This window comes from Ciceribacter sp. RN22, from assembly GCF_024054295.1.
GTDB classification, from domain to species: Bacteria; Pseudomonadota; Alphaproteobacteria; order Rhizobiales; family Rhizobiaceae; genus Allorhizobium; species Allorhizobium lividum.
In genome coordinates, this window is record NZ_JAMXLD010000001.1 from 837,624 (window position 1) to 854,969 (window position 17,346).

14 protein-coding genes are annotated in these 17,346 nt (G+C 64.3%); 8 read left to right on the top strand and 6 right to left on the bottom strand.

The features are described 5' to 3' along the window. Positions 1–43: 43 nt before the first annotated feature. The 3 genes from NHF53_RS04135 to purD form a co-directional block, all read right to left on the bottom strand. Positions 44–1,876: a methyl-accepting chemotaxis protein gene (locus NHF53_RS04135; protein WP_252833208.1), complete on the bottom strand. Its 1,833-nt coding sequence runs from the start codon at positions 1,874–1,876 to the stop codon at positions 44–46. 318 nt (positions 1,877–2,194) lie between these two features. Next, positions 2,195–2,662, bottom strand: a complete 468-nt coding sequence (locus NHF53_RS04140) for a plant virulence effector HPE1-like domain-containing protein (RefSeq protein WP_252833209.1) — start codon at positions 2,660–2,662, stop codon at positions 2,195–2,197. A 122-nt stretch (positions 2,663–2,784) separates the two neighbouring features. Then, a complete protein-coding gene (purD, locus tag NHF53_RS04145; RefSeq protein ID WP_252833210.1) occupies positions 2,785–4,056 on the bottom strand; it encodes a phosphoribosylamine--glycine ligase in 1,272 nt (423 codons plus the stop codon). Positions 4,057–4,184: 128 nt separating this feature from the next. On the opposite strand from purD, the gene NHF53_RS24255 reads away from it, so the two are divergent. The 4 genes from NHF53_RS24255 (at position 4,185) to ubiA (ending at position 9,671) form a co-directional block, all read left to right on the top strand. Further along, on the top strand, positions 4,185–4,586 hold the full coding sequence (locus tag NHF53_RS24255) for a type II toxin-antitoxin system PemK/MazF family toxin (RefSeq protein ID WP_374591012.1): 402 nt from the start codon (positions 4,185–4,187) through the stop codon (positions 4,584–4,586). A gap of 278 nt (positions 4,587–4,864) precedes the next feature. Then, positions 4,865–7,174: a Tex family protein gene (locus tag NHF53_RS04150; protein WP_252833211.1), complete on the top strand. Its 2,310-nt coding sequence runs from the start codon at positions 4,865–4,867 to the stop codon at positions 7,172–7,174. 146 nt (positions 7,175–7,320) lie between these two features. Continuing rightward, the gene (locus NHF53_RS04155) at positions 7,321–8,577 is read left to right on the top strand and encodes a cyclopropane-fatty-acyl-phospholipid synthase family protein (RefSeq protein WP_252833212.1); all 1,257 of its coding nucleotides are present in this window, start codon (positions 7,321–7,323) and stop codon (positions 8,575–8,577) included. Positions 8,578–8,717: 140 nt separating this feature from the next. Further along, positions 8,718–9,671: a 4-hydroxybenzoate octaprenyltransferase gene (gene ubiA / locus NHF53_RS04160; RefSeq protein WP_252833213.1), complete on the top strand. Its 954-nt coding sequence runs from the start codon at positions 8,718–8,720 to the stop codon at positions 9,669–9,671. 111 nt (positions 9,672–9,782) lie between these two features. On the opposite strand, the gene NHF53_RS04165 is transcribed toward ubiA, so the two are convergent. Continuing rightward, positions 9,783–10,349 carry a DUF6101 family protein gene (locus NHF53_RS04165; RefSeq protein WP_112691608.1) on the bottom strand — a complete coding sequence of 189 codons (567 nt, stop codon included), beginning with the start codon at positions 10,347–10,349 and terminating at the stop codon, positions 9,783–9,785. 270 nt (positions 10,350–10,619) lie between these two features. On the opposite strand from NHF53_RS04165, the gene NHF53_RS04170 reads away from it, so the two are divergent. The 4 genes from NHF53_RS04170 to modC all read left to right on the top strand — a co-directional run bounded on the left by NHF53_RS04170 (position 10,620) and on the right by modC (position 15,511). Next, complete coding sequence (locus NHF53_RS04170; protein WP_252833214.1) at positions 10,620–12,806, top strand: DUF1217 domain-containing protein; 2,187 nt, start codon at positions 10,620–10,622, stop codon at positions 12,804–12,806. 109 nt (positions 12,807–12,915) lie between these two features. Next, positions 12,916–13,710, top strand: coding sequence for a molybdate ABC transporter substrate-binding protein (gene modA, locus NHF53_RS04175; protein ID WP_252833215.1), 795 nt, complete (start codon positions 12,916–12,918; stop codon positions 13,708–13,710). A 26-nt stretch (positions 13,711–13,736) separates the two neighbouring features. After that, positions 13,737–14,429, top strand: coding sequence for a molybdate ABC transporter permease subunit (gene modB, locus NHF53_RS04180; RefSeq protein ID WP_308218625.1), 693 nt, complete (start codon positions 13,737–13,739; stop codon positions 14,427–14,429). Further along, complete coding sequence (gene modC / locus NHF53_RS04185; protein WP_252833216.1) at positions 14,426–15,511, top strand: molybdenum ABC transporter ATP-binding protein; 1,086 nt, start codon at positions 14,426–14,428, stop codon at positions 15,509–15,511. Before modB ends, modC begins: the two co-directional genes overlap by 4 nt. Before the next feature lie 28 nt (positions 15,512–15,539). Here the strand turns inward: modC and NHF53_RS04190 are convergent, their stop codons facing one another. Together NHF53_RS04190 and NHF53_RS04195 are read right to left on the bottom strand one after the other, a co-directional pair. Then, positions 15,540–15,923: a winged helix-turn-helix domain-containing protein gene (locus tag NHF53_RS04190; RefSeq protein ID WP_252833217.1), complete on the bottom strand. Its 384-nt coding sequence runs from the start codon at positions 15,921–15,923 to the stop codon at positions 15,540–15,542. Then, the gene (locus NHF53_RS04195; protein ID WP_252833218.1) at positions 15,920–17,344 is read right to left on the bottom strand and encodes an FAD-binding oxidoreductase; all 1,425 of its coding nucleotides are present in this window, start codon (positions 17,342–17,344) and stop codon (positions 15,920–15,922) included. The genes NHF53_RS04190 and NHF53_RS04195 overlap by 4 nt, the downstream gene beginning before the upstream one ends. Positions 17,345–17,346: the final 2 nt, after the last annotated feature.

Sequence of the window (17,346 nt, forward strand, 5' to 3'; positions counted from 1 at the left end):
CCGGATCGCTCCGGCGGCCGTTTGACATGATGAGGGCAGCCCGTCAGCTCGCCATGCGCATCTGCTGCGCGACGCGCTGCAGGCCGTAGCCCTGGCTGCCGGAGACTTTGAAGCTGCGGATGAGGGTCAGCAGCTCCTCGGTGTCGTTGGCGAGCGCCTCGGCCGATGCGGTGGTTTCCTCGGCCATGGCGGCGTTGTGTTGGGTCGCGGCGTCGAGCTGGTTCATCGCCGAAGAGATCGAACGCAGCGTTGTGTCCTGCTCGACCGCCGAATGGGCGATCTTCGAGACGATGTCGCTCGCCGTCTTGATCTGGTCGGAGATCCGCTTCAGCGCCTCGCCGGCCTGGCCGACGAGCTGCACGCCGTTCTGCACCTGGCCGGTCGAATGCGAGATCTGGTCCTTGATCTCCTTCGCGGCGGCGGCCGAACGCTGGGCGAGCTCGCGCACTTCCTGGGCGACGACGGCAAAACCCTTGCCGCTTTCGCCGGCACGTGCCGCCTCGACGCCCGCATTGAGCGCCAGCAGGTTGGTCTGGAAGGCGATCTCGTCGATGACGCCGATGATCTTGCCGATCTCGATCGAGGACTTCTCGATGCCGCTCATCGCGTTGATCGCCTCGGCGACGACGGCGTCCGAACGGGATGCTTCGCTGGAGACCGTATTGACCCGCTTGGCGGCCTCCTGTGCGCCGTCTGCCGTCTGGCGGACGGCGACGGTGAGTTCGTCAAGGGCTGCCGAGGTTTCCTCGAGGTTGGCGGCCTGCCGCTCGGTGCGCTGGGAGAGTTCGTTGGAGGCGCGACGGATCTCCTCCTTCGAGCCGCCGATGTCGACGCCCTTGGCGTTCACCTTCGACATCGCCGCTTCGAGATGCGAGAGTGCTTCGTTGAAGTTGTCGCGAAGCGTCGCGTATTTCGGGCCGAGATCACCGCAGCGGATGGTCAGGTCACCGCCGGCAAGCTCTTCCAGTGCCACGCCGATCGTCGCGACGACGTGTGCCTGCTGCTCGCTTTCCCGATGCTGCAGGGCGGCGTTCTGCTGCCGCTCGCTGTCGAGCTCGCGGTCCTGTGCCTCCTGACGCTCGGCCATGGCATGGCGCTCGCGCACCTTGTCCTGCAGTGAAAGCGTGGCCTTGGCCATCATGCCGACCTCGTTGCGCATGTCGGTATGCGGGATCGTAACCGTGACATTCTCGTCGGCGACGGCTTCCAGCGCGTCGTGGATGGCCGTGAGCGGCCGGGTAATGCCGCGGATCACGAAGAACGCTGCGGCAGAGCCGAGACCGAAGACGGCCATACCGATGAACAGAGCGTCCATCACGCTCTTCATGACCGTTGCATCGAGATCGTCCAGATAGGCGCCGGTGCCGATCATCAGGCCCCAGGGTTCGAATGTGGTCGAATAGGCGGCCTTGGGGGAGAGCTGGTTCTCGGCCATGCCCGGCTTCGGCCATTCGTAGGTGGTCCAGCCGCCGCCCTGGCGGGCCTTCTGCACCATTTCGACAAGGAACTTGTTGCCCGACTTGTCGGTCACATTGGCGAAATTCTTGCCGATGCCCTTTCCATCGAGATAGATCACGCGGTTGACGTCGTAGTCGTAACCGAAGATGTAGCCGTCGGGCTCGTAGCGCATCTTGGCGACGACGTCGTAGGCCTGCGCCTTGGCTTCCTCGGTCGTCAGCTCGCCCTTCACCTCGAGGTCGTGATAGCGCTTGAGAACCGAGACTGCTGCCTCGGTCTGTGTCCGCAGCATCTCGTAACGCTCGCTGTAGATTGCGTCACTCGATGCGCGGATCTGGAAAAAGGTGGCGATAGCGAAGGCGAGCATCAGCCCGCCGATCAGCACCATAAGTTGGCTGGAAATTCTAAGGTTCTTCATCGTGCCTCTCAGACAGGGGCCGGTTCCGCTGCCTGGATGGGGATTGCAGCTTCGACCGACGGTCAGTCGGCGCCTCCTGCGCCCGTCATGTGCTGCATCGCACTCGATATCGATAAATATCGATGTAACTATGAAATTTCCCCTAATTCGCGACGGACTTATACCTTCGGATGATCAACGTGTTGCATCGGGTTTCCGGAAGGCTGGAAAGCAATGCGCCCGGACGGTGTGTCCGGGCGCATTTGTCCGCAGTCGCTGCGGCGGATGCCCTTCAACCTGGATCGTGCGGTTGTGGGGCGGGGGATCTCGTAGCAGGCGTCAGGGCAGCCTGAGTTCGAAACCCGACGTGTCGAGCATGGCAGGTCCGGTCGCGGTTGCGGCGCCGGCCTCACCGCCGACGGCAGCCGTGGTGGCTGTCACGTCGATGCCGACGTCGCTTCCGCGGTCCTCGCCCGGTATGGCGGCGGTGACGATCGAGCCGTTCGTTGCCCATCCGTCGGCCTTGTTGACGAAGACGACGGGGGAGCCACCCATCCAGGCTTCGGTGCGAATGAGCTTGCGTTCGCCGTCCACGTCCCTGATTTCCGCCTTCTGTTCTCCGGCGGGAAGCGTCGGCACGACATAGGCGTTCTTCTTGACGGCGGCCGGCGGCGGGCAATCCTGACAGTGCATCACCTCGACGCTGTGGCTCTCCGCGCGCGGAATCGCGTGGATGACTTCGACGGACGATGCCATGGCCGGGCCGGTGGCCAGGATGGTGGCTGCGGTCAGGATCAGACGACGCATGGTACAAGCACTCCCCGAGCTGTTATCGGGGAGGCTAGACCGGCTTTGTTGATATCCGGTCAGGAGGAATGGTAAATATTGACCGAATTTCGCGTTTTCCGGTCTGAAAACCGCGAAATGGATCAGTTCTTCTCGCGTGCGATCGCCCGCCAGCCGATGTCGCGGCGGCAGAAGCCGTTTTCCCACGCCACCTGGTCCACCAGCGCATAGGCCCGCGCCTGCGCCTCGGCGACCGTCTTGCCGGTCGCCGTCGCGTTCAGCACGCGCCCGCCGGTCGCAACGAGCTTTCCGTCCTTCAGCGCCGTGCCGGCATGGAAGACCTTGGCGCCAGCCGTCTCCGCGGGCATGGCCTCGATCGGCGTGTTCTTGTCATAGGCGCCGGGATAGCCCTTCGAAGCCAGCACGACGGTGAGCGCCGGATCGTCGACCCATGCGGCCGAGACCTGGTCGAGCGTGCCGGTCGCGGTGGCGTAAAGCAGCGGCAGCAGGTCGCTCTTCAGCCGCATCATCAGCACCTGGCATTCGGGATCGCCGAAGCGGACATTGTATTCGATCAGTTCCGGTCCGTTCGCGGTGATCATCAGTCCGGCGAAGAAGACGCCGCTGAAGGGGGAGCCCATCTCCGCCATGCCGCGCATGGTCGGCTCGATGATTTCCTTCATCGTGCGCTCGACCATTTCGGGCGTCATCACCGGGGCCGGCGAATAGGCACCCATGCCGCCGGTGTTCGGGCCTGTATCGCCGTCGCCGACACGCTTGTGGTCCTGGGCGGTGGCGAGCGGAAGCGCGTGCTTGCCGTCGCAGAGGCAGAAGAAGCTCGCTTCCTCGCCGTCGAGGAAGGCCTCGACCACGACCTCGGCGCCGGCTGTGCCGAAAGCGCCTTCGAAGCAGTCGTCGATCGCCGCCAGCGCCTCGTCGAGCGTCATCGCGACCGTCACGCCCTTGCCGGCGGCGAGCCCGTCCGCCTTGATGACGATCGGCGCGCCCTGGGCTCGGACATAGGCCTTCGCCTTCGGCGCATTGTTGAAGCGCTGATAGGCGCCGGTCGGAATATCGAAGCGGGCACAGAGATCCTTGGTGAAGCCTTTCGAGCCTTCGAGCTGGGCGGCGGCGGCGGACGGCCCGAAGACGGCGATGCCGGCGGCGCGGAGCACGTCGGCAAGTCCCGCCACCAGCGGCGCTTCCGGTCCGACGACGACGAAGTCGATCGCCTTCTCCTTGCAGAAGGCGGTGACGGCGCCATGATCGTCGATGTCGAGGGCGACGAGCACCGCATGCTCGGCGATGCCCGGATTGCCGGGTGCGGCGTAGAAGGCCTCCATCAGCGGCGACTGCGCCAGCTTCCATGCCAGCGCATGTTCGCGCCCGCCCGACCCGATCAACAGAACCTTCATCGCTCGTCTCCGAAATCCTTTGATAGCCGGGCGTTAAGGGCAGGGGGGCGAAAGGTCAAGCGCAAAGCCGCAGCCAAAACTTGATATCGCGCACGCAGCTGGCATACTGCATAGGACAGGGGTATCTCGTGACAGTTGTAAGCCATCCAATTCCGGGAACGATTGTAAGAGTAGACCTTTCAGAAGGGTTTCGCCCGCCTGAGATGGTGAAGCGGCGTCCTGCAATCGTCTTGTCTCCACCGATTCCAGGTCGTTCGATGCTCTGTACGATAGTGCCGCTCAGCACTACCGCTCCTACGAAGATATTGCCTCACCACATGCAGATTACGCTCGATCCGCCGTTACCACATCCCTACGTCACTCCGACGATGTGGGTAAAAGGCGATATCGTACTTACAGTGGCATTTCATCGGCTCAAGCTGCTTTTTTCCGGCAAGGTAGGAGGGCAGCGAGTCTATGACATCCGAGTCTTGGACAGTGCAACAATGGACGAGGTGCGTCAGTGTGTAAGGGCTGGCTTGGGGCTCTGATATTGACTGTCGACATATTTAGGGCCATATAGAGCGTGTCGCCGGTCGCACCGGCATTTAAGTCCGTCGTGAGATGGCCGTTATTTCTTGGTGATTGCAAGCCGGATTTAGCGTCAGCATCAAGCCTCGCTTCGGCGAGGCTTTTTCTTTGATGCTGCCGACTTTCTCCATATGGGAGAGTGTTCGGCTTTCCTGTGGAGCCCGCCCGCTTCGCCGTTGCCTTGCCGTCTTCGGTCGCTAAATTCGCGCGACCGATTATGGAAGGAAAAATGCTGTTCATGGCCGACGACATCAAATCCATTTCCGCGATCATCGCCGCCGAGATCAGTGCACGCCCCGACCAGGTGGTAGCGGCCGTCGGGCTGCTGGACGAAGGCGCGACCGTGCCCTTCATCGCGCGCTACCGCAAGGAAGTGACCGGCGGCCTCGATGATACCCAGCTGCGCAACCTTTCCGAACGACTGATCTACCTGCGGGAGCTCGCGGCGCGTCGCAAGGCGATCGTCGAGTCGATCTCCTCGCAGGGCAAGATGACCGAGGAGCTTGCCGCGAAGATCGCAGGCGTCGCCACGAAGGCCGAGCTGGAGGACATTTATCTCCCCTATAAACCGAAGCGCCGCACGCGCGCCGAGATCGCCCGCGAGCGCGGGCTTGCACCCCTCGCGGAAGCGATATGGGCGGACCGCACGGCCGATCCGGCGAAGCTCGCCGAAGCCTATCTCGGCGACGAGGTGCCGGACGTGAAGGCGGCGCTCGAAGGCGCGCGCGACATCGTCGCCGAAGGGATCGCCGAGAACGCCGACCTGCTCGGACGGCTGCGCAACGACCTCAAGGACCGGGCGCTGCTCTACTCGAAGGTGGTCGAGGGCAAGGAACAGGCGGGCGAGAAATTCGCCGACTATTTCGACCATTCGGAACGCTGGGCGACGGTTCCCGGCCACCGGGCGCTCGCCATGCTGCGTGGCTGGAACGAGGAGGTGCTGACGCTCGCAATCGAAGCCGACCGCGACGACCCATCGCCGGTCAAACCGGCGCAGCGGATGATCGCCGCCGCCTTCGGCATCGCCGACAAGGGGCCCGCCGACCGCTGGCTGATGGACGTCGCCGGCTGGACCTGGCGGGTGAAGCTCTCGATGTCGCTCTCCCTCGACCTCATGCGCGAACTGCGCGAGCGGGCCGAGGAGGAGGCGATTCACGTTTTCGCCCGCAACCTGAAGGATCTGCTGCTCGCTGCACCCGCCGGCTCGCGCGCCACCATGGGGCTCGATCCGGGCATCCGCACCGGCGTGAAGGTCGCGGTCGTCGACGGCACCGGCAAGGTCGTCGACACCACCACCGTCTACCCGTTCCCGCCGAAGAACGACGTTCGTGGCACGCAGGCGGAGCTGGCGAGCCTCATCCGCAAGCACAAGGTCGAGCTGATCGCCATCGGCAACGGCACCGGCAGCCGCGAGACGGAGAAACTGGTCGCCGACATGCTCGCCCAGATGCCGGCGCCGAAGCCGACCAAGGTGATCGTGTCAGAGGCTGGCGCCTCGGTCTATTCGGCTTCCGAGACGGCGGCGCGGGAGTTCCCGAACCTCGACGTTTCGCTGCGCGGTGCCGTCTCGATTGCGCGCCGCCTGCAGGACCCGCTCGCCGAACTGGTGAAGATCGAGCCGAAGTCGATCGGTGTCGGCCAGTACCAGCACGACGTCGACCAGGCGAAGCTCGGCCGCTCGCTGGACGCCGTGGTCGAAGACGCGGTGAACGCCGTCGGCGTCGACTTGAACACGGCGTCCGCGCCGCTGCTCGCGCGCGTTTCGGGCCTCTCCAATTCGATCGCCGAGGCGATCGTTTCCCATCGCGACGAGACGGGTCCGTTCGAAAGCCGCAAGGAACTCCTCAAGGTGTCCCGCCTCGGTGCGCGCACCTTCGAACAATGCGCCGGCTTCCTGCGCATCCCGAACGGCAAGGAGCCGCTTGATGCCTCCTCGGTTCATCCGGAAGCTTACGGTGTGGCAAAGAAGATCGTCGCCGCCTGCGGCCGCGACCTGCGCACGCTGATGGGCGACAGCGCCACCTTGCGAAACCTTGACCCGCGGACCTTCATCGACGAGCAGTTCGGCCTGCCGACCGTCAAGGACATCATCGCCGAGCTCGAGAAGCCCGGCCGCGACCCCCGTCCGAGCTTCAGGACCGCGACCTTCGCCGAGGGCGTCGACGAGATTACCGACCTGAAGCCCGGCATGCTGCTCGAGGGAACGGTGACGAACGTCGCCGCCTTCGGCGCCTTCGTCGATATCGGCGTGCACCAGGACGGCCTCGTCCACGTCTCCCAGCTCGCCGATCGTTTCGTCAAGGATCCGCATGAGGTGGTGAAGGCCGGCGACGTCGTGAAGGTCCGTGTCGTCGAAGTCGACGTCAAGCGCAAGCGCATCGCGCTCACCATGCGCAAGGACGGAGGCGAGGCACCGCCGCCGTCTGCCCGCGACAGCCGCGGACCGGGTCCGTCACGCTCAGGCGGCAAGCCGCAGGCCCGGCAGGAGACGCGCCCCCAGCAGGGCAGCCTCGGGGCAGCACTGGCGGAGGCCTTCCGCAAGAAGTGAGGACCGAAGGGCGGCGCTGAGATGCCGCCCGTCCCCGGCTTCAAGAAATATGAAGCATCGATAATAATCTCGCGCTTGTCCAAGCCGATAAAAGCGTTAGATTTTTTCTCGTTTCATATTCGTTGATAGCAGATTGGGGGCATGGAATGACCTCGAAGCTTGAGGGATTACTGAATCGCATAATCAGAACCGGTACACTGACCGCTACCACCGCAGACGGGCAATCCAGGACGTACGGAGACGGGACGGGCGAACCGGTCGCCATCCGCTTCACCGACGAGAAGGCCGAGAACGAACTCGTCGATGATCCGCAGCTGAAGCTCGGCGAAATCTACATGGACGGCCGCATGGTCATGGACGCGGGGGACATTTACGATCTCCTCGCGCTCGTGAAATCCAACACGCATGCCGAGGACTTGAGTTTCGGCATGATCTGGCGCGGGGTGGCCCGGCTGGCGCTCACCCGCCTGCAGCGCCTCCTTCCCGTCAACCACAACCGGCGCAACGTCGCCCATCACTACGACCTCTCGGCCAAGCTCTTCGACCTCTTCCTCGACGCCGACTGGCAATATTCCTGCGCCTATTTCGAAACGCCGGAGACTTCGCTGAAAGACGCTCAGGTCGCCAAGAAACGCCACATCGCCGCCAAGCTGCTGCTCGGCGAAGGTCAGCGCGTTCTCGAAATAGGCTCCGGCTGGGGCGGCATGGCGATGTATCTCGCCGAATCCTCCGGCGTCGACGTGACCGGCATCACGCTGTCCACGGAGCAGCTGCGCGTCTCGCGTGACCGGGCCGAGAAGCGCGGGCTCTCCTCCCGCGTCCGCTTCGAGCTGCAGGACTATCGCACGATGAAGGCCAAGCCCTTCGACCGCATCGTCTCGGTTGGCATGTTCGAGCATGTCGGCCCCTCCAATTACGGCCGGTTCTTCCGCAAGGCGGCCGAGCTGCTGGACAAGGACGGGGTCATGCTGCTGCATTCGATCGGCCAACCGACGCCACCGCTCGTCAACAATGCCTTCTTCGAGAAGTACATCTTCCCGGGAGGCTACATTCCCTCGCTCGCCGAGGTGCTGCCGGCGGTCGAGAAGGCGGGTCTCTTCATCCGTGACATCGAGATCATGCCGCGCCACTACGCCCGCACCCTGCGGCACTGGCGGGAGCGGTTCCTCGCGCGCAAGGAGGAGGCGGTCCGGCTCTATGACGAGCGGTTTTTCCGCATGTGGGAATTCTATCTAGCCGGTTCGGAGATGGCGTTCACGCATCAGGGCTTTTTCATCTTCCACATGCAGCTCGCCAGGAACACGTTCGCGGTTCCCGACACGCGCGGCTACATGGCCGAACGCGAGGCGGCCCTTGCAGCCTTCGACGCCGCCCGTCCTCCCTTGGAGAAGGTGACGTACTGAGGAGGACGGCCGGGCCGCCATCCCGCAAACAGCCCCGTGCCGGCCGACGCACCACCGACCGGCACGGGGAAGGGCAGGGAGCGTGCGAACGGCGGATCGCTCTTGTTTCCTTCCGCCGGGCTTTGGTTTATCAATCCGGCATGAACACGTTTGCCGACAATACCGGGCGCGTCGCCGATGCGCCCTCCGACAACTGGGTCTACCGCATCCTGCCGCGCGCAGCCTGGCCCTACGCGCAGCTTGCCCGCTGGGACCGGCCGATCGGCTGGCAGCTCCTGATGTGGCCCTGCTTCTGGTCATCGGCGCTCGCCGCCAACGTCCTGCAGGAGGAGGGGCGGCTGAGCCTTTCGTTCTTCGCTTTCCACCTCGCGCTCTTCTTCATCGGTTCGGTCGCCATGCGCGGGGCCGGCTGCACCTATAACGACCTCGTCGACCACGAGATCGACATGGCGGTCGCCCGCACCCGGTCGCGCCCGCTCCCCTCCGGCCGCGTCAGCCGCCTGCAGGCGAAGCTCTTCATGGCGGCGCAGGCCCTCACCGGTCTTTTCGTCCTCCTCTGCTTCAACAGCTTTGCGATCGGCCTCGGGATGCTCTCGCTTGCGGTGGTCGCGATCTATCCCTTCGCCAAGCGCTTTACCGACTGGCCGCAGTTCTTCCTCGGGCTCGCCTTCTCCTGGGGCGGATTGATGGGTTGGGCCGGGCTCTTCGGATCGCTGTCGCTGCCGGCGGTGCTGCTTTACGCCGCCGCCGTCGCCTGGACGATCGGCTACGACACCATCTACGCCCATCAGGACAAGGAGGACGATGCGCTGATCGGCGTGCGCTCCACCGCCCGGCTCTTCGGCGAAAACACCCGCGCCTGGCTGGTCGGCCTCTATGGCCTCACCCTTCTCCTGCTCGCCGCCGCCTTCTTCTCGGCCGGGGCCGGTTTCCTCGCCTTCGTCGGCCTTCTCGCGGCAGGCGGCATGCTCGCCTACCAGATCGCCGTCCTAGACATCGACGACGCCACCCAGTGCCTCGCGCTCTTCAAGTCCAACAGCCGGGTCGGTGCGATCATCTTCGCCGGGCTTCTTGCGGCACTGCCTTTCGCCTGACGGGAAACTGCTGGCCCGAAACGAAACAGGCCCCGCATCGTGGCGAGCGGGGCCTTGTGTCCGGGCGGTTGCCTGATTGTCTCGAAAAGAACCGGATGACCGGTCCTTCGCTCAGTTGCGAGCGATGATTTCCTTACCGGAGATCTTCATGGCTACGCCGAGGCTGCCAGTCGAGCGGCGGACCAGGAAGCGCGGGCGGCGCTGGGCGAAATAGGAATGGCGACGGCGCGGCTGGGTGGCGCGGGCCTTGACGTCCCCGAGATGCTCTTCGAGCGGGCGGGCGACGCCGTCGGCCTCGACCATCAGCATCGGGATCCGGAAGGCGTCCGCCCATCCGCGCCAGTCGGCCGCGATATCGCAGAGGTCGTGTGCCACCAAAAGCGGGATGCACAGGTCCGGATCGTCGTGATGCAGTTCCAAGGTTACCGTTACCTCTCCGTCTCCATGGTCGATTGCCCGCGCTGCAACGCCCTTGAAAGCGCGAGCCGGCAGGGCGAAGGAGAGCGGCAATCCGCTCGAAGGCAAGACCTTTCGCAGAATGGCGCCGCGTTCGTCAATGGTGATCGTGACATCGCCGGCCGCTTCGCGCAATGCGTAAGTGATCTGATGCGGGAAACGGGACGGATCCAGTCTCAGCGTCGCACCTGCCCAGGCAGGCTTCATAACCGTGTTCGTCATCATCATTCTACCCTTGTTCTACCTCGAGCGCCGTCATGGCCATCGCTTCGGGACTTTGCGTCCTCTGATCGGGAAGATAGTCGCGCCCCCTTCCGGGCAACTTAAAAATTGCGGTTAAGAAAACTTTGCATCCTCAGATGGTTAGCGAAGTCCAACGGCTCAGGGTTTCGAGATTGTGAACGCAAGTGGCCGCCTGTGTGCGCCTAAAGCCCGGGGCAAGGCTCGGCAGGCATGGTGGCCGCGCCAGTGTTCTCGTCCGGGAGTTGCGCCGTGGTTTCCACCTATCTCAGCTACGACCTCGTCACCAGGGATCTGAAGTCGAGTCTCAACCGTGTCGCCTCGGATGCCGAGACGGAGCGGCTCGCCGCCTATTACAAGGACAACATCGACAAGGTGACGTCGGTCGACGAGTTCCTCGACGACTACAGGCTCTACAGCTATGCGATGAAGGCCTACGGCCTCGAAGACATGACCTATGCCAAGGCCTTCATGAAGAAGGTGCTTGAAAGCGACCTCAACGATTCCGAGAGCTATGCGAACAAGCTCACCGACGAACGCTACCGGAACTTCGCGCTCGCCTTCCAGTTCGTCGGGCAGATCAAGGATGTCCAGACGGATGCGCAGGAAACGGCGATCATCGACGGATACAAGCAGGCCCAGGTTGATCTCGCCGGGGACGTCGAAACGGAGACGAAATACTACGAGACGGCGATCGATACCGTCACCAGTGCGGACCAGCTGGTCAAGTCGAAGCGGCTCTTCGATTATGTCCTCGAAGCCTACGGCATCGATCGCGGCTATTATACCAACGACCACTTCGTCAAAATCCTGACGAGCGACACGTCCGATCCGAACAGCTACGTCAACCAGCTCGTTGCCAACAACGCCGCCAACTCGGCCGCATTTCTCAAGATGGCACAGGCATTCAATTTCAATGCCGACGGAAGCCTTTCGGCTGCAACCGCCCAGACGGCGGACCAGAAGGAAGCGACCGTCTACCTCTATGTCGACGGAACACAGAACTATGTGTCCGAATACACGCTCGCGCGGGAGAAGAAGTATTACGCCGCCAAGATGGCGACCATCACCTCGGTCACCGAACTCACCTCGGATCCGCGCCTCTTCGACTACGTGAAGACGGCCTTCCAGTTCGACGCCACCATGACCTCGTCGGTTTTCAAGTCGATCGTCACCAGCGATCTCACCGACCCGAACAATTATGCCGTCACCAACGGCGGCGCGGCCTGGGTGGCGGTCGCCCAGAAGTTCAACTTCGACACGTCTGGCAACGTCAAGGCCGGCTACGCCGCCCAGCAGGACGTCCAGCTCATCGAGACGAATTCGGCCTATGCCGAGTTCTACGACGACAAGGACGTCGAGCGGATGAACAGCATGATCGACTATTACAAGAAGAAGCTTTCCGACCTCACCGACGTCGACGTCCTGCTCGGCAATGCGGCGCTGCGCCCGATCCTGCTCAAGCCCTTCGGCATCGAGGCCGGTGAATTCACCGACGCCGAACTGCGCAAGGTTCTGACCAGCGACGCCACCGATCCGACGAGTTATGCCAACAGGTCGCGGGACGAGCGTCTGGTGAAACTCGCCGAGGCTTTCAATTTCGACGGTAACGGCGATGCCGACGTGCCTCTTCTCGCACAGAACCAGCTGACCATCACCCGTACGGCGAAGGACTATATCGTCAACAAGATCCGCTTCCTCGAGGGTGACAACAAGACGAAGGCGAAGACCGCTGCCCAGGAGGAGACCACGTACTATCAGGAGAAGATCCAGAGCATTCGCACCGTCGGCGACCTCCTCGCCGACCGGCGGGTCATGGATGTCGTGCTCGGTGCCTACGGCTTCGATCCGGCCAACGTGTCCAACGACTTCCTGAAGCAGATCTTCTCGTCCGACCTCGAGGACAAGAAGAGTTTCGTCAACCAGCAGACGGACGAGAACTGGGCCGAGCTCCTGGCCTCCTTCAACTTCGATGGCGACGGCAATCTGACGCGCGAGACCGTCGGGACCGTGCAGCAGCGCGGTACGGCGCTCGAAACCGCCCACAAGTACCTGCGGCAGAGTCTCGAAGAGAGTGAAGGCGAGAGCAACGAGGGTGTGCGCCTTGCCCTCTATTTCGAGCGGATGGCGCCGACGCTCACCGACGCCTACGGGCTGATTGCCGACAGCGCGCTGCTTGAGGTCTTCCGTGTGACCTACGGCTTCTCCTCCGAGTTCTCCAGCATGGATGTCGACGTGCAGGCAAAGATCGTCAAGAAGAACCTGGACCTCTCCGAGATGCAGGATCCCGACAAGGTCAAGCGTCTGCTGCAGCGCTTCACCGCCATGTACGACATGGAGAATTCCACGACCGATCCGGTGCTCGGGGTTTTCGGCGACGGCAGCGCCGGCATCAGCGGCGACCTCCTGATGTCTCTCGCTGCCTTGAGGCCCGCCTGATCCCAGCTTCGGGTCGCGCGCCGCCTGTGGTGCGGCCCTTGCGCGTCGACCTTTGATCGGCTACCGATGTATCCACCGGAATATATCGATGATCAGAGGGGTTTCACAAATGAAAGTCTTTGCAAGGGCATCTCGTCTTCTCGGTGCAGCGGTCGTCGCCGGTGCCGTCTTCCTTTCGCCGCTTGCCGCGTCGGCGGCCGATGCCGTGACGGTCTTTGCGGCGGCGAGCCTCAAGGATGTGCTCGGCGAAATCGCCGCCGACTGGAAGGCGGAAACGGGCGGGGAGGTCACGCTCTCCTTCGCCGGCAGCTCCGCACTTGCCAAGCAGATCGGGGAAGGGGCGCCCGCCGACCTCTTCATCTCCGCCGATCTCAAGTGGATGGATTACGTCGAGAAGGCGGGCCTGCTCGCCGAAGGCACCCGCGTGAACCTGCTCGGCAACCGGATCGTGCTGATCGCTCCTTCCGATAGCACCGTCTCGCTTTCGATCGGCAAGGACTTCCCGCTCGCAAGCACCCTCGGCGACGGACATCTCGCCATGGCCAATACCGATGCCGTGCCGGCCGGCGTCTACGGCAAGGCAGCGCTTGAAAATCTCGGCGTCTGGGAGAGCGTCAAGGATCGCGTCGCCCAGGCCGAAAACGTCCGCGCCGCGCTCCTCCTCGTCTCGCGCGCCGAGGCGCCGCTCGGCATCGTCTACGAGACGGACGCCAAGGCCGATCCGAAGGTGAAGGTGGTGGACCGTTTCCCCGAGGACAGCCATCCGGCGATCGTCTACCCGGCCGCCGCGCTCAAGGATGCGGAAAACGCCGATGCGGCGGCATTTCTCTCTTACCTTCAGTCGCCGAAGGCCTATGATCGCTTCACGGCTGCCGGTTTCACGGTGCTTGCCAAGACGAACTGACACCGGAGACCGAGGGTAACGCCGCCGTGACGCTATCGCCGGAAGAACTGACGGCCATGCTTCTCAGCCTGAAGGTCGCGGCGACAGCCGTGGCCTTTTCCGTGCCGGTCGGCGTGGCTGTCGCCCTCCTGTTGTCGCGCGGCAAGTTCTTCGGCAAGGCGCTCCTGAACGGCATCGTCTACCTGCCGCTCATCCTGCCGCCGGTCGTCACCGGCTACCTTTTGCTGCTGACCTTCGGGCGCAAGGGGGCGGTCGGCGCCTTTCTCGACCAGTGGTTCGGCCTTGTCTTTTCCTTCCGCTGGACCGGGGCGGCGCTCGCTGCCGGCGTCATGGGTTTTCCGCTGCTCGTGCGTTCGATCCGCCTCTCGCTCGACACTGTCGACCGCAGGCTGGAGGCGGCTGCCTCGACGCTCGGCGCCAGCCGCGCGTGGGTCTTTGTCACGGTGACTCTGCCGCTGATCGTGCCGGGCATCGTCGCCGGCGCGGTGCTCGCCTTCGCCAAGGCGATGGGCGAGTTCGGCGCGACCATCACCTTCGTCTCCAACATTCCCGGTGAGACCCAGACGCTCGCCTCGGCGATCTACACCTATACCCAGGTGCCCGGCGGCGAGTTTGCGGCGATGCGGCTCACACTCGTGTCGATCGTGATCTCGCTCACTGCGGTGATCGCCTCCGAGCTTCTGGCGCGTCGCCTCGCTGCCGGCACGGGGGCGCAATGAGGCTGCGCATCGACGTCCGCCATCGCCGCGACGGCTTCGCACTCATCGCCGATCTCTCAATCGGCGCCGGCCTCACTGCCCTTTTCGGTCCCTCCGGCTCGGGAAAGACCACATTGGTCAATCTCGTCGCCGGGCTCGAAAGGACGCAGGAGGGGCGGATCGCCTTCGACGGCGAGATCTGGAGTGATGCGGAACTGGGGCTTTTCGTACCGCCGCACCGGCGCCGGATCGGCTATGTCTTCCAGGAGGGACGGCTCTTCCCGCACCTTACCGTCCGCCAGAACCTCGCCTACGCCCGGCGCTTCACGCCGGCCGCCGAACGCCGCGAGTCGCTGGAGCGCGTCGTCGATCTCCTCGGCATCGGCCGCCTGCTCGACCGCCGGCCGGCCAATCTCTCGGGTGGGGAAAAGCAGCGCGTGGCGCTCGGGCGCGCCCTGATGACGAGCCCACGGCTGCTCCTGATGGACGAGCCGCTCTCGGCGCTGGACAATGAACTGAAGGCGGCGATCCTTCCGGATATCGAGCGCATCCGCGATGAGGTCGGTATCCCGATCCTCTATGTCAGTCACGCAATCGAGGAGGTCGCCCGCCTCGCGACCCGAGTGGTCGTGCTCGCCGGCGGCCGGGCCACCGCGATCGGAGCGCCGGACGAGGTGCTCAACATCGTTCCCTCGGCAACGGGCGTCCTGCAGCCGGGCAATTTTCTCCACGCTGTCGTGACCGGCCACAGCCCCGACGAGGGGCTGACGCTCGCCGACAGTCGCGCCGGACCGCTTTTCCTGCGTCAGGCCGATATGGCGGTCGGCACGCATATCCGCGTCTTCGTGCCGACCAGCGAGATCATTCTTGCGACGACCCTTCCGGACGGCATATCGACCCTCAACCGGCTTTCGGGACACGTCGCGGCGCTTGCGGATTCCGGCCATTCCGTCATGGTGACGATCGATTGCGGCGGCGAGCGGCTCGTCGCCGAAGTCACGCGCCGCTCGGCTGCAGGCCTCGAACTGGAACCGGGAACGCCCGTCCACCTTCTCTTCAAGGCGGTGTCGATTGCCACCGAAGGCCTGTTCCGTCAGGCGTGACGAGTGTCGGAGACCGCGTGCCGCCCCCTCAGTCGTCTCCGTCCACGTCGGCGGCACCATGCGGGCGGTAGGCCATGTCAAGCGCGCCCTCCACCCAGGCGAGATCATGTTCGAGCGCGCGCCGGCTCTCTTCCTCCATGCGCCGGCAGCAGGAAAGCAGCCTCTCCCCGAAAGGGGTCAGCTCGGCGCCGCCGCCGCTTTTTCCCCCGTGCCGGGTGACGATCGAGGGTTCCTGGAACATGCGGTTGATCTCGTCGGCGAGCAGCCAGGCGCGGCGATAGGACATGCCCATGGTGGCACCGGCGGCGCGGATCGATCCATGTTCGACGATGTTGGCGAGAAGCTGTGCCTTGCCGGGGCCGAGCCGCGTGCCGTTCGGCAAGTCAATCCGGAGCGTCAGCCGCGCGGTCATTGCGGCGATACCATCTTGCCGGGGTTCATGATGCCGGCGGGATCGAAGGCCTTCTTGATGCGGTTCATCAGCTCCGTCTCGATTGCCGGGCGCGTGGCGATCAGCTCGTCGCGCTTCAGCTGGCCGACCCCGTGTTCGGCGGAGATCGACCCACCCGCCTTGCGGACGATCGCATGCACGATGGCGTTGATTTCGCGCCAGCGGTCGATGAAGGCGGCCTTGTCGGCCCCGACCGGCTGGCTGATGTTGTAATGGATATTGCCGTCGCCGAGATGACCGAAGGCGCAGATGCGGGCGCCGGGCATCGCCGCCATTACCGCCGCGCCGGCCTCCTCGAGGAACTGCGGGATTCGCGCGACCGGCACCGATACGTCGTGCTTGATCGAGCCGCCCTCCGGCTTCTGCGCCTCCGACATGCTTTCGCGCATGTGCCAGAGCGCGTCCTGCTGGGCGAGCGAGGCGGCGATCACGGCGTCCTGAACGAGGTCCATCTCGAAGGCCTGTTCCGTCAGTGTGGTGATCATCGCCTCGGCGGTTTCGCCCGAGTCCGAGGTCGAGATGTCGATCAGCGCATACCAGTCATGGGCGGCGTCGAGCGGATCGCGCACGCCCGGAATATGCCGTGCGGTGAATTCGACGCCGATCCGCGGCATCAGTTCGAAGCCGGTGAGTGCCGTGCCACAGAGAAGCGAGGCACGCTCGAAGAGTGCCAGCGCATCGGCGGGGGACTTCAGTCCGGCGAAGGCGACCTGCCGCCCGCGCGGCCTTGGGAAGAGCTTCAGCACCGCGCCGGTGATGACGCCGAGCGTGCCTTCGGCGCCGATGAAGAGGTCGCGCAGGTCGTAGCCGCTATTGTCCTTCTTGAGCCGCCGCAGCCCGTCCCAGATCTCGCCGGTCGGCAACACCACTTCAAGCCCGAGGCAGAGCTGGCGCATGTTGCCGTAGGCGAGCACGGCGGTGCCGCCGGCATTGGTCGAAAGATTGCCGCCGATGCGGCAGCTTCCCTCCGATCCGAGGGAGAGCGGGAAGAGCCGCTCATGCGCCTCTGCTGCCTTCTGGACGTCGGCGAGGATGCAGCCGCCGTCGACGACGATCACGTCGCCCACGGTGTCCACCTCGCGGACGCGGTTCATGCGTTCGAGCGACAGCACGACGTCGCGGCTTTCCTCCCGCGGCACCTGGCCGCCGACGAGGCCGGTGCGTCCGCCGGCCGGGACGATCGGTGTGCCGGTCGCGCTTGCAAGCTTCAGGATCGCCGAGACTTCCTCCGTCGAGCCGGGCTTGAGGACGAGCGGCGAGGCGCCGTGGTAGAGGCCGCGACCCTCGACGAGATAGGGCTCGATGTCCGCGGCTGCCGTCAGCGCATGGGCGGGGCCGACGATGTCGATGAACTGCCGCAGGAGGGCATTTGCTGAATCCATCT

Excerpts from the sequence above, each read along its gene's own strand:
- NHF53_RS04135 (WP_252833208.1), bottom strand. The coding sequence starts at position 1,876 with ATGAAGAACCTTAGAATTTCCAGCCAACTTATGGTGCTGATCGGCGGG.
- NHF53_RS04140 (WP_252833209.1), bottom strand. The coding sequence starts at position 2,662 with ATGCGTCGTCTGATCCTGACCGCAGCCACCATCCTGGCCACCGGCCCG.
- purD (WP_252833210.1), bottom strand. The coding sequence starts at position 4,056 with ATGAAGGTTCTGTTGATCGGGTCGGGCGGGCGCGAACATGCGCTGGCA.
- NHF53_RS04150 (WP_252833211.1), top strand. The coding sequence starts at position 4,865 with ATGGCCGACGACATCAAATCCATTTCCGCGATCATCGCCGCCGAGATC.
- NHF53_RS04155 (WP_252833212.1), top strand. The coding sequence starts at position 7,321 with ATGACCTCGAAGCTTGAGGGATTACTGAATCGCATAATCAGAACCGGT.
- ubiA (WP_252833213.1), top strand. The coding sequence starts at position 8,718 with ATGAACACGTTTGCCGACAATACCGGGCGCGTCGCCGATGCGCCCTCC.
- NHF53_RS04165 (WP_112691608.1), bottom strand. The coding sequence starts at position 10,349 with ATGACGAACACGGTTATGAAGCCTGCCTGGGCAGGTGCGACGCTGAGA.
- modA (WP_252833215.1), top strand. The coding sequence starts at position 12,916 with ATGAAAGTCTTTGCAAGGGCATCTCGTCTTCTCGGTGCAGCGGTCGTC.
- modC (WP_252833216.1), top strand. The coding sequence starts at position 14,426 with ATGAGGCTGCGCATCGACGTCCGCCATCGCCGCGACGGCTTCGCACTC.
- NHF53_RS04190 (WP_252833217.1), bottom strand. The coding sequence starts at position 15,923 with ATGACCGCGCGGCTGACGCTCCGGATTGACTTGCCGAACGGCACGCGG.
- NHF53_RS04195 (WP_252833218.1), bottom strand. The coding sequence starts at position 17,344 with ATGGATTCAGCAAATGCCCTCCTGCGGCAGTTCATCGACATCGTCGGC.